General features: G+C 72.6%; 11 protein-coding genes. 6 read left to right on the top strand and 5 right to left on the bottom strand.

The features are described 5' to 3' along the window. Window positions 1-16: 16 nt before the first annotated feature. Complete coding sequence (locus tag MFF61_RS33035; protein ID WP_238241988.1) at window positions 17-1,150, top strand: ABC transporter substrate-binding protein; 1,134 nt, start codon at window positions 17-19, stop codon at window positions 1,148-1,150. Continuing rightward, complete coding sequence (locus tag MFF61_RS33030) at window positions 1,147-1,809, top strand: glutathione S-transferase family protein (RefSeq protein ID WP_238241984.1); 663 nt, start codon at window positions 1,147-1,149, stop codon at window positions 1,807-1,809. Before MFF61_RS33035 ends, MFF61_RS33030 begins: the two co-directional genes overlap by 4 nt. Before the next feature lie 12 nt (window positions 1,810-1,821). Here the strand turns inward: MFF61_RS33030 and MFF61_RS33025 are convergent, their stop codons facing one another. Together MFF61_RS33025 and MFF61_RS33020 are read right to left on the bottom strand one after the other, a co-directional pair. Beyond that, window positions 1,822-3,027 (bottom strand): alpha/beta hydrolase family protein, encoded by a 1,206-nt coding sequence (locus MFF61_RS33025; protein WP_238241982.1) that lies wholly within the window; start codon window positions 3,025-3,027, stop codon window positions 1,822-1,824. An 89-nt stretch (window positions 3,028-3,116) separates the two neighbouring features. Then, window positions 3,117-4,406: a cystathionine gamma-synthase family protein gene (locus tag MFF61_RS33020; RefSeq protein WP_238241981.1), complete on the bottom strand. Its 1,290-nt coding sequence runs from the start codon at window positions 4,404-4,406 to the stop codon at window positions 3,117-3,119. A 279-nt stretch (window positions 4,407-4,685) separates the two neighbouring features. Here MFF61_RS33020 and MFF61_RS33015 point away from each other — a divergent pair, with 279 nt between their 5' ends. From MFF61_RS33015 to MFF61_RS33000, 4 genes are all read left to right on the top strand, one after another. After that, window positions 4,686-5,906, top strand: coding sequence for an ATPase (locus tag MFF61_RS33015; protein WP_238241980.1), 1,221 nt, complete (start codon window positions 4,686-4,688; stop codon window positions 5,904-5,906). Next, window positions 5,903-6,553: a hypothetical protein gene (locus MFF61_RS33010; RefSeq protein WP_238241978.1), complete on the top strand. Its 651-nt coding sequence runs from the start codon at window positions 5,903-5,905 to the stop codon at window positions 6,551-6,553. Before MFF61_RS33015 ends, MFF61_RS33010 begins: the two co-directional genes overlap by 4 nt. A 154-nt stretch (window positions 6,554-6,707) precedes the next feature. After that, complete coding sequence (locus tag MFF61_RS33005; protein WP_238241977.1) at window positions 6,708-7,553, top strand: AAA family ATPase; 846 nt, start codon at window positions 6,708-6,710, stop codon at window positions 7,551-7,553. A gap of 16 nt (window positions 7,554-7,569) precedes the next feature. After that, window positions 7,570-8,094 carry a SixA phosphatase family protein gene (locus MFF61_RS33000; protein WP_238241976.1) on the top strand — a complete coding sequence of 175 codons (525 nt, stop codon included), beginning with the start codon at window positions 7,570-7,572 and terminating at the stop codon, window positions 8,092-8,094. 3 nt (window positions 8,095-8,097) lie between these two features. Here MFF61_RS33000 and MFF61_RS32995 read toward each other — a convergent pair whose 3' ends face one another. The 3 genes from MFF61_RS32995 to murJ all read right to left on the bottom strand — a co-directional run bounded on the left by MFF61_RS32995 (window position 8,098) and on the right by murJ (window position 11,726). Next, window positions 8,098-9,249, bottom strand: coding sequence for a L,D-transpeptidase family protein (locus tag MFF61_RS32995; protein ID WP_373324830.1), 1,152 nt, complete (start codon window positions 9,247-9,249; stop codon window positions 8,098-8,100). A 98-nt stretch (window positions 9,250-9,347) separates the two neighbouring features. Then, entirely contained in the window at window positions 9,348-10,028 is a 681-nt protein-coding gene (locus MFF61_RS32990; RefSeq protein WP_238241975.1) for a haloacid dehalogenase type II, read from the bottom strand. Between the two features lie 168 nt (window positions 10,029-10,196). Next, window positions 10,197-11,726 (bottom strand): murein biosynthesis integral membrane protein MurJ, encoded by a 1,530-nt coding sequence (gene murJ / locus MFF61_RS32985; protein WP_238241970.1) that lies wholly within the window; start codon window positions 11,724-11,726, stop codon window positions 10,197-10,199. Window positions 11,727-11,730 lie beyond the last annotated feature (4 nt).

Raw genomic sequence — 11,730 nt, 5'->3', positions numbered from 1 at the left:
GGCCGCGCAGGCGCGCATGACCCTCACCTTCGGCGTGCTCAACGACCGCGCCGGGCCGTTCTCGGACCTCGCGGGCGAGGGCTCGGTGGTGGCCGCCGAGATGGCGGCGGCGGATTTCCGGGCCCAGAACCCCGACATCGCGATCCGCATCCTCTCGGCCGACCACCAGAACAAGCCGGATGTCGGCGCCGGCATCGTGCGCAAGTGGATCGATCAGGACGGCGTCGACGTCGTGCTGGACGTGCCGTTCTCCTCGGTGGCGCTCGCCGTGCACCAGATCGTGCGCGAGAAGAACCGGCTGATGATCAATTCGGGGGCGGGCGCCTCGGAGATCACCGGGGCGCTGTGCTCGCCCAACACCCTGCACTGGACCTACGACACCTGGGCGCTCGCCAACGGCACCGGCGGCGCCGTGGTGCGCAGCGGCGGCGATTCGTGGTTCTTCCTCACCGCCGACTACGCCTTCGGCAAGGCCCTGGAGCGGGACGTCTCCGAGGTGGTGCTGCGCAACGGCGGCACGGTGCTGGGCGCGGTCCGCCACCCGGTCGCGGCCACCGACTTCTCCTCGTTCCTGATCCAGGCGCAGGGCGCGAAGGCCAAGGTGGTGGGGCTCGCCAATGCCGGCAGCGACACCATCAACGCCATCAAGCAGGCGGCGGAGTTCGGGGTCACCGAGGGCGGGCAGCGCCTCGCGGGGCTGCTCGTCTTCCTGAGCGACGTCCACTCGCTCGGCCTCAAGGTGGCGCAGGGCCTCGTGCTGACGGAGGCCTTCTACTGGGACCTCGACGAGGGCACCCGGGCGTGGTCGCGCCGCTTCGCCGAGCGCCACAAGGGGCGCATGCCGACCATGGTCCAGGCCGGCGTCTATTCCGGCATGATGCACTACCTCAAGGCCGTGAAGGCCACCGGTTCCAAGGACACCGCCACGGTGGTGGCCGAGATGCGCCGGGTGCCGGCGGAGGACCCGCTGTTCGGGCGCTCCGAGGTGCGGGCGGACGGGCGGGTCATCCACCCGATGTACCTGTTCGAGGTGAAGAAGCCGGCCGAATCGACCGGCCCCTGGGACTATTACAAGCGCATCGCCACCATCCCGGCCGAACAGGCCTTCCGCCCGCTCGCGGCCGGCCAATGCCCGCTGGTGTCGCCATGAAGCTGCACCACTGCGTCGGCGCCCGCTCCTTCCGCCCGCTCTGGGCGCTGGAGGAGATCGGGCTGCCCTACGACCTCGTGATGCTGCCCTTCCCGCCGCGCGCCCACCGCAAGGACTTCTTCGCGGTCAACCCGCTCGGCACCATCCCGGCCTTCGAGGACGGCGAGACGCGGATGACGGAATCGGCGGCGATCTGCGAATACCTCGCGGCCCGCCACAGCCCGGGCCGGCTCGCGGTCGGGCCGGAGGAGCCCGAGTTCGGGCGCTACCTCAACGGCCTGCATTTCGGGGAGGCGACCCTGACCTTCCCGCAGACCCTGGTGCTGCGCTACGGCCGCTTCGAGCCGCCGGAGCGGCGCCAGCCGCAGGTGGCCGAGGATTACGCCCGCTGGTTCCTGTCGCGGCTCAAGGCCTTCGGCGAGGTGCTGGGCGGGCGCGAGGTACTATGCGCGGGCCGCTTCACGGCGGCCGACATCAGCATCGGCTACGCGCTGATGCTGGCGGAGTTCGTCGGCCTCGGCGATGAGCTGCCGGACTTCGCCCGCCGCTACTGGGAGGGCCTGAAGGCGCGGCCCTCCTACGCCCGGGCGCTCGCCGCCGAGGCGCGCGCGGCGGGCGAGCAGGGGGTGAGCGCGACCCCCGCGCCGCTGGGCGGCTGAGGCCCGTCGCCCTCAGGGTGGGACCGGTGCCGTCACGGCCGCGACGATGCCGGCAATCACCCGCATCTGCGGCGCCGCGCGGGTGAGGTAGCGCCCCGGGCGATAGGAGGAATCGAGGTAGCCCCACCAATCCCAGCAGCCGTTGGGGTTGGGCTCGTAGCCGAGGCCTTCGGGAATCGGTGTCCCGCAGGCGGAGCCGGCGAGCGGCGTGCCGGGGGCGATCGCCGGATAGACGATGATCACCCGGTAATGCTCGGCCCAGTTGTTGTAGCCGGCCGCGAGCGCGAAGTGCCGCGGATCCTGGCGGCAGCCGTGCAGGGCGATGTGGACCCGGCAGCCGCTTCCGGCGGGCCGGCAGGCGGGCGGCACGTAGAGATAGCCGGTCGCCGCCATGTCGAGGTTGCGGCGCCGGGCGGTGCTGTAGGCGGTGATGGGCCAGAACGGCACCAGGGCCGCGTCGTCGGCGACGGGCGGGCGCTCGGCCGTCACCTGCGCGATCAGGCGGCCCTGGTCGAAGCGCCAGAGATCGGCCTCCGGGATGTCGGCCGCCCGACGCGTGGGATCGTAGGCGGACCCGTCGCCGAAGAGGGCGTGGAACATGCGGCCGACATTGTCCTCCCGGCCGCAGCTGCGCACGAAGGTCGCCCCCGCATCGTCGCCCTGCTCGCCCACCCGGCAGGCATCGTGGCCGGGGCCGGGGGTGATGATGCCGTGGCCGGCCTCGTCGCTGCCGTCTGCCGGGTCACCGTCGTCGACCGCCACCGCCCGGCCGGTGAATTCCGCCAGGAACCGTGCGCTCACCTGCCCGGCGGGCGGGCGCACGGTCCGGTCGGCGGGACTGTGGAAGACGTAGGCGCGCGCGAGCCGCTGCGGGCGGCCCGCGGCCAGGGGATCGATCTGGTTCAGCTCGGCGAGGCGGCGCGCCGCCTCGACCTTCGCCGCCTGGGGCGAGCGGCCGCACAGGCAGGTCTCGACCGCACGGGAGAGGCTGCCCTCCGCACAGCCCCAGGAGGGTCCGGCGATCGACCCGACCGCGGTGATCGAGGCGGAATACGCGACCGCGTACTGTACCGCCATCGCGGCCCCCGACGACACGCCCGAGATGCTGACCTGCGCCGGATCGCCGCCGCGGGCGAGGCCGCGCCCGTCATCCGCCAGGGCGGAGGCCGGGACGCACGGGATGGCGCACAGGAGCAGAGCGGAGAGGGAGACGCGCATCCGGCCTGACCTCGCGAGCGACGCGGCAGCGCCCGAAGCCTACCGGAGCGCGTGCGCGGCGGCGAGGCCGCGCCAGCGCCCGGCCGCCCTCACTCCAGCGTGGCGAGCGCCGCCTGCAGATCCGCCACGAGATCGTCCGGGTGCTCGATGCCGATCGAGACCCGGATCGTGGCATCGGCGATGCCGAGGCGGTCGCGCACCTCCTTGGGCACGCCCGAATGGGTGGTGGAGGCCGGGTGGCTGGCGAGCGATTCGGTGCCGCCTAAGCTCACCGCGAGCTTGAACAGCTGGAGCGCGTTCAGCACCCGGAACGCCTCCGCCTCGCCCCCCGCGACGTCGAACGAGAAGGTCGAGCCGGGGGCGGTGCACTGGCCCGCATAGACCCGCGCCTCGGGCAAGTCGGGCGTCAGATAGGCGAGGTGGTGCAGGCGCGTGACCTTCGGGTGGTCCTTGAGCATCGCCGCCACGATCTCGCCGTTGCGGTTGGCCGCCGACATGCGCAGCGACAGGGTTTCGAGGGAGCGGCCGAGCATCCAGCAGGAATGCGGGTCGAGCTGCGTGCCGATCGCCGAGCGCAGCAGCCGCACCGGCCGCATCCGGGCCGCCGACCCGAGCGCCGCGCCCGCGATCAGGTCGGAATGGCCGCCGACATACTTCGTGAGCGAGTAGACCGAGATGTCGGCCCCGAAGCGCAGGGGATGCTGGAAGAGCGGGCCGAGCAGGGTGTTGTCGCAGACAACGACCGGCGGCTCGCCGCCCTGCGCGGCCGCGATCTCGTCGGCGACCGCGCGCACCAGCGCGAGGTCGACCAGGGTGTTGAGGGGGTTCGAGGGCGTCTCGACCATGATCACGCCGACGCGGCCGAGCGCGCGGGCGGCCTCGGCCGCCGCCCGCACCGCCTGCGGGTCCACCCCGTTGCCGAACCCCACCGCCCGGATGCCGAAGCCCGCGAGGGTCTTGGCGATCAGCGTCTCGGTGCCGCCGTAGAGGGGCTGGGAGTGCAGCACCACGTCGCCGGGCCGGGCGAAGGCCAGGATGGTGGTGGCGATGGCCGACATGCCCGAGGAGAACAGCAGCGCCCCCTCGGCGCCCTCGAACACCGCGAGGCGGTCCTCCACGATCTCGCTGTTGGGGTGGTTGAAGCGCGAGTAGACGAGCCCGGCGGCCTCGCCCTTGGGCGGCTCGCGCCGCCCCGACACGTAGTCGAAGAACGCCTTGCCGTGCTCGGCCGAGGAGAAGACGAAGGTCGAGGTCAGGAACACCGGCGGCTTGACCGCTCCCTCCGACAGGGCCGGGTCGTAGCCGTAGCCGAGCATCAGGGTCTCGGGATGCAGGCGGCGGTTGCCGAGGCGGTCCTTGTGGTAGCGGTCGTCCGACATGAGGGCCTCGCTCGCTCAGGAGGGGACCGGCCGCGCGGGGCCGAATCCCGACCCGGCGAGCATAGAGGCTTGGCGGCCGGAGATCATGCGGGGCCGGACGCCGCGCGGCGGCGCGGCGCCTGTGCGCAACCGCACGTCCCGGTTGGTCCGCGGCGTGCATCGGGTCGCCCCGGGCGCATTTTCGGCGCAAAACACCTGCAGGTAACGGTTGGGAATCCGTTTACGCGGCCGCGCGGGCGCCCGCGCCAGGAGCGTACGACGAGCGTACGAGGAGCGTACATGGCGAGGAAGCCACCCGACCGGATGATCGCGCGCGAGCGGCGCGCCTGGAGCGACGAGACTGCCGCCTGGAGGCAGGGCCGCGCGGTCGAGAAGGGCTACCGCATCCGCTGGGGCTACGTCGCCATCGCGTACGTGGTCGAGGCGCTGGTGATCTGCACCTCGCTCGCGGGCGCGTGGTTCTTCGCCGAGACCTACGCCGACAAGGGCGACCAGAGCTTCTGGTTCATGCTGCTGGCGCCCGTGGTCTACGCGGCGATCGAGCTGTGCCGCGTGCCGCTCGGCATCCTGATCCGGGTGCAGCGCGACTGGTGGATCAAGGGCTTGGCGATCGTCGGCATCGTGATGGCGGCGGGCGTGACGACGAAATCCGTCTCGCAGCTCGGCGAGATGATGTTCCATCCCCGCCTCGCCGAGGCGTCGAAGACCCGCTCCGCCCTCAAGGAGGCGGAGGCCGACCGGGCGAGCCTCGACACCCGCATCCGTCAGGCGGATGCAAGGGTGGCGCAGTACACCGCCGAATCGCAGGCGCTGGAGAAGCGCACCCAGGAGGCCTCGGCCCAGCTCGCCGGCCTGCCGGGCCAGCGCTGCGAGCGGCTCACGGGCACCAACAGCCGGGGCAAGCGCTACTCGTACCTGCGCTGCGTCACCGATCCGCGCACCGCCACCATCGCGGGCAGCCTGAAATCGGCCGGCGACGAGCGGAGCGTGGTGGCCAAGAACCTCGCGGAGGCCCGCGCGGCGCGCGCCGAGCTCGACCGGGGCGCCGCCGACCGGCGCGTCACCGAGGCCGACGCCAAGTACCGCGACGCGGTGCGCCGCTCGCAGCTGCATTCCTTCACGGCGATGGTCTACGGCGTCGACCCGATCGACGTCACCGACCAGCAGGTCCACGCCTTCCTGCGCATCTTCGTGTTCGCGCCCGCGCTCTGCGCCGCCTTCGCCTCGACGCTGCTCGCCCTCTGCGCCGTGCAGGTGCGCAAGACCTACACCGAGGAGGACGACCTCGGCGCCGCGATGAACGCCGAGGGGGTGCCGATCCTGCTCGACCAGATCGCCGCGAGCGCGGGGCGCCTCACCGACGCGCAGCGCGCCGTGCGGGAGGCGATCGCCGCGGGCGTGGCGATCCCGCTGGACCAGCGCCGGCCGCAGGGGAGCCCGCCGGGCGGGCCGCCGCAGCCGGTCCGCGATGACGACCGCATCGAGAGGCCGAGATCGTGACCTACCTCTCACCCGGCACGCCCGAGAACGTGGCGCTCGCCCAGCACGTCAACGGGCGGCTGCGCGCCGAGGCGCGCATCATGGCGGCCCGCGCCTTCCTGTTCCGGGCGATCGGCCTCGGCGTGTTCGCGGCGCTGGGCGGCGCGGGGGCGGGGGCGGCCTTCTACGGCTACGCCACCATGAACGACGTCGCCAGCGCCTCGGACAAGCTCGCGAGCGCGCTCACCACCGCCCTCAACGACGTCACGCTCAAGACCAAGGGCGAGGTCACGCTCACCGACAACACCCTCAAGCTGGAGGGCGGCGTGCCGCAGGCGGGCAAGCCCGACGTCGCGGCGATCACCACCAATGCCGGCAAGTCGGAGGCGCCCGCCAGCGCCGCCGTGCGCACCAGCTTCACGGTGTTCAAGACGGTGCCCTATCTCGACGGCTCGATCGTCACCGGCTGGAACTTCAAGGGCAGCGAGTCCAAGCCCGAGAAGCAGTATTGCTACGTCACGCGGCCGCAGAGCTTCGGCGACGGCACCACCTCGAACCAGACCACCGTGGCGATCGACGGGCAGGTGCTGCCGCAGCCGGCCCGCTCGGAGATCAACTTCTCGGTCATCGCCCGCAACTGCGTCTGGTTCGATCCGGCCAAGCTCTGAGCCGGCCGGCGCACGGCCGGGCGCGGGCTCGATGGCGGTGCGGCCGAATCCCGCGCTAGGTCTTTGATTTCGTCCGCATTGTCTTCGACGAACCGGGATCCACTTCGTCGGAAAATGCTCTAAATGTGCGGGAAACCGAAGGACCTGAGGGCCGATGCGCTTCACCGGAACCGACACCTACGTCGCCACGCAGGATCTCGCCGTCGCCGTGAACGCCGCCGTCACGCTGGAGCGTCCGCTCCTCGTGAAGGGCGAGCCCGGCACCGGCAAGACCGTCCTGGCCGAGGAGGTGGCGCGGGCGCTCGGCGCACCGCTGCTGACGTGGCACGTCAAGTCCACCACCAAGGCGCAGCAGGGCCTCTACGAGTACGACGCGGTCTCGCGCCTGCGCGACTCGCAGCTCGGCGACCCGCGGGTGTCGGACATCCGCCACTACATCCGCCGCGGCAAGCTCTGGGAGGCCTTCGCGGCGCCCGAGCGCCCGGTGCTGCTCATCGACGAGATCGACAAGGCCGACATCGAGTTCCCCAACGACCTCTTGCTCGAACTCGACCGGATGGAGTTCCACGTCTACGAGACCGGCGAGACCGTGAGGGCCGCGCGCCGGCCGGTGGTCATCATCACGTCGAACAACGAGAAGGAGCTGCCGGACGCCTTCCTGCGCCGCTGCTTCTTCCACTACATCAAGTTCCCGGACGCCGACACGCTGAAGGCGATCGTGGAGGTGCATTATCCGGGCATCAAGCAGCGGCTCGTGGAGGAGGCGCTGCGCATCTTCTTCGCGGTGCGCGAGGCCCCGGGCCTGAAGAAGAAGCCCTCGACCTCCGAACTGCTCGACTGGCTGAAGCTCCTGATGGCCGAGGAGATCGGCCCCGAGCAGCTGCGCGAGCGCGACCCGCGCAAGCTCATCCCGCCGCTGCACGGCGCCCTGCTCAAGAACGAGCAGGATGTGGGCCTGTTCGAGAAGCTCGCCTTCCTGAGCCGGCGCGAAGGCCGCTAGAACCCCGGAGGACGCTATGCGCCGCCTGATCCTCCTGCGCCACGCCAAATCCGACTGGCCGGACGGGGTCGCCGACAGCGACCGGCCGCTGGCGCCGCGCGGGCGCGAGGCCGCCCCGCGCATGGCCGCCTACCTCGCCGAGGAGGGCCTCGTGCCCGACCGGGTGCTGGTCTCGCCGGCGCGGCGCACGCAGGAAACCTGGGACCTCGTGCGGCCGGCGCTCGCGGACGTGGCCGCCGAGACGGTGCCGGCGCTCTACGAGGCCTCCGCCAAGCGCCTGCTCGACGTGGTGCGCAGCGCCCCCGACGCGGCGGCCACCCTCATGCTGATCGGCCACAATCCCGGCCTGCAGGATCTCGGCCACCACCTCGTCTCGGACGACGACCGCGACGGCCTGCGGGCGCTGGCGCGGAAATTCCCGACCGCGGCGGTGGCGGTGATCGACCTCGCGGCGGAGAGCTGGGCCGCCGTCTCGCCCGGCACGGGCACGCTGGAGCGCTTCGTCACACCCAAGAGCCTCGGGGCCGGCGAGGACGAGTGAGGATCAGCGCAGCGCGAGCAGCACCGGCGACCGGGCGGTGACGAAGAGCGGCTGCGGCTGCGGCGCCACCGTGAGGGAGAGGCGCGTCGGCCCCTCCGCGAGCGGCGTGCGGGCGAACAGGGACGGCTCGGTCTCGATCACCGGGAGCGGGATGAGGGTCGGCGCGAGCGGGCCGGCGGCCTCCGCCACCAGGACCGGGGACGGGCGCCGCCGGGCCGGGATCGTCACCACCTCGCGGCCCGCGACGGCGAGCGCCTCGGGCCGGCTCACCTCGCCCAGGGCCGCGCCCTTGCGCAGCAGGGCGGCGAAGACCGGATGCTGGCCGCCATCCGCGTAGGTGGTGCGCACCGCCTCGCTGCCCTGCGCCACCAGGGCGGCGATGCGCGCCTCCTCCTCGGAGCGGCGGGCGGCGGCCTGGGCCTCCACCGCCGGATCGGCATAGGGCGGGAAGGCGTAGCGCCCGTTCACCACGGTGACGGCGGGCTCGCGGCCGGTCGCCTCGAAGCGGTCGTAGCCTTCCTTCAGCTGGCGCCAGAAGGCGATGTGCGGGTCCTGCCGGTGGCGCGCCATCTCCTGCGCGGTCATCCGGAACGGATACGCCTGGACCTGGAACGCGGACTGTCCCCCCGCGAAGGCCTCGCGGGCGAGCGCGTAGATCTCGCTGACCTGGCGGTCGGTCATGGCGAAGCAGCCGGCCGAGGAGCAGGTGCCGTGCACCATCAGGGCGGAGCCGGTGCCGCCATGCGCCCGGTCGTAGGCGTTGGGATAGCCGACGTCGAAGGACAGGTGATAGCGGGAGTTCGGGTTCATCTGCCGCGGCGGAACCGCGTAGAACCCTTCCGGGGCCTGCCGGTCGCCCTGCCGGGTCTTGGGGCCGAGCTGGCCCGACCAGCGGCAGATCGGGAAGGTCTTGAGCAGGACGAAGCGGCCGTCCCCGGCCCGCTTCCACACCTCCAACTCCGCCTCCTTCTTGAAGGTGCGGATCAGGATCGGCGCTCCTGGCGCGGTGTCGCGCGCGGCCATCAGGGCGAGGGTGGCGGACGGGATCGGGGCGAGGTGCTTGGGCACGCCCGGGCTCGCCGGGGCAGGGCCGGCGGCCAGTGGAACGGCCAGGAGGGCGCCCAGCACGACGAGACCGATCCCCGACCGCATCATCCGCCGCCTCGCGCCTCCCGGGCGGCGCGCGGCGCCCCCGGATGCGGCCCGTGCCACGTCAATGTGGGCATCTTGGGGCGGGCGGCGCTCCCCCCGGATCAGGGGTGGAGCAGGGCGTCGAGCCGGTCGACGACCCGGGCCGGCGCGAGGTCGCGGTACTCGTCGGGACGCTTAGCGCGGTTGACCCAGACCGGCACGAAGCCGTAGGCGGCCGCCCCCGCGACGTCCCAGCGGTTGGAGGACACGAACAGGATCTCGGCCGCCGGGATGCCCAGGCGCTCGGGCGCGAGGTCGTAGGCGCCGGGGCTGGTCTTGAAGATGCCGGCCGGATCGACCGAGATCACCGCGTCGAGACGCCCGCCGAGATCCGCCGCGCGCACCGCCTCGTCCAGCATCGCGGCGTCGCCGTTCGACAGGATCGCGGTCTGCAGGCCCGCCTGCCGCAGGGCGTCGAGGGTGGCGGGCACCTCCGGATAGGCGTCGAGGGACGCATAGGCGTCGAGGAGCGGCCCGCGCAGGGCGGGATCGACGCCGGGATGCAGCGCAAGCGCGTAGTCGAGCGCCCGCTCGGTGAGGTCGCGGAACGGGGCGTAGCGCCCCATCAGCGACAGCACCCAGGTGTATTCGAGCTGCTTCTGCCGCCATGTCTCGGACAGGGCCGCCGCCTCCGCGCCCACCGTGGCGGCGTGGCGCTGCACGGCCGAATGCACGTCGAACAGCGTGCCGTAGGCATCGAACACGGCGGCGCGCAGGTGCTGGAAGGGGGCGGGGAGGGACATGGCGGGGGCTCGCGACCGAGGAGGAATGATCGTGGCGTCGGCGCGGCTGCCGCGCGGACACCGGCGAATCGGGAAACAAGCCTTTTCTACTCAGGGCCTTACAAGGAAAAAAGATGACCGACCGGAGCCTCTCCGGGCAAGAGCCGGATTGCGTCCCTGTCGCCCGCCTCACACCCGCCGCAGCCGCACGCCGAACAGGCGCAGGGCCGCGAGCAAGGTGGCCCCGTAGGCGACGAGGCCGAGCGTGCCGAGGGCGGCCAGGAGGGCGAGTTCGCGGAAGCGCGGCAGGGCGGGGATCGCGCGCTCCAGGAGCGGCAGGCCGCCGAGGGTGCTCAGCGTGAGCACGAGGCAGCCGGCCAGCACCCCGCAGGCCGTCATCGCGAGCGCGCGGCTCGGCGCGGTCCAGCCGCGGCGGCGGGCGATGAGGAAGAGCATCAGGACGTTGACCCAGACCCCGGCCGCCGTGGCGAGCGCGAGGCCGACCACCCCCAGCGGCCCGGTGAGCACCACCTTGAGGGCGACGTTGAGGGCGACCGCCGTCAGGGAGGCGATCACCGGCGTGCGGGAATCCTGGCGGGCGTAGAAGCTCGCCACGATGCTGCGGATCAGCACCGCCGCCGGCAGCGCGAGGCCGTAGGCGCCGAGCACCGCGCCCGAGCGCGCGGCGGCCTCGGCATCGAAGGCGCCGCGCTGGAACAGCGCGGTCATGATCAGGTCCGGCACCAGCAGGAACGCCACCGCGAAGGGGGCCGAGAGGGCGAGCGAGAAGCCGGTCGCGCGGTTCTGCGCCGCGTGCGCGGCGGCGGCATCGCCTGCGGCGAGGCGCCGGCTCATCTCCGGCAGGAGCACCGTGCCGGCCGCGATGCCGATGACCCCGAAGGGCAGCTGGTAGAGACGGTCGGCGTAGTAGAGGGCCGAGACCGCGCCGGTGGGCAGGAAGGAGGCGATGATCGTGTCGGCGAACATCGCGATCTGCACCCCCGCCGAGCCGATCACCGCCGGCCCGAGCATGCGCAGGAAGCGCGTCATGCCGGTGTCCTTCAGCGTCGGGCGGGCGAGGCGCGGCGCCACCCCGGCCCGCACCGCATCGGCCCAGACCAGCAGGAACTGCAGCACGCCCGAGACCGCGACGCCCCAGGCCGCCGCGTAGGCGGCGTTGGGGAACAGGAAGGCGAGCCCGAGCCCGGCGAGCAGCGAGAGATTGAGGAGCACGGGGGCGGCGGCGGCGGCGGCGAAGCGCCGCCGGGCGTTGAGCACGCCCGAGAGCAGCGTGACGAGCGTGATGAACAGCAGGTACGGGAAGGTGATGCGGGTGAGCGCCACCGCGAGGGCGAACTTGTCCGGCTCGTCCGCGAAGCCCGGCGCCAGCGCCCGCACGATCCACGGCATCAGCGGCAGCGCGAGGGCGAGCAGGAGCACCTGCACGATCAGCATCAGGGTGAAGACGCGGTCGGCGAAGCGCCGGGCGGCCTCGGCCTCGCCCGCCCCGTCGAGGCCCGCATAGGTCGGCACGAAGGCGACGTTGAAGGCGCCCTCGCCGAAGATCGCCCGGAAATGGTTCGGCAGCCGGAAGGCGACCACGAAGGCGTCGGCGATGGGGCCGGCGCCCATCACGGCGGCCATCACCACGTCGCGCAGGAACCCGGTCACCCGCGACACCAGGGTCCAGCCGCCGACCGAGAGGATGCTGCGGATCATCGAA

Origin of the sequence: Methylobacterium isbiliense, assembly GCF_022179325.1 — a bacterium.
GTDB classification, from domain to species: domain Bacteria; phylum Pseudomonadota; class Alphaproteobacteria; order Rhizobiales; family Beijerinckiaceae; genus Methylobacterium; species Methylobacterium isbiliense.
This window is presented reverse-complemented; position numbering and strand designations above follow the sequence as displayed.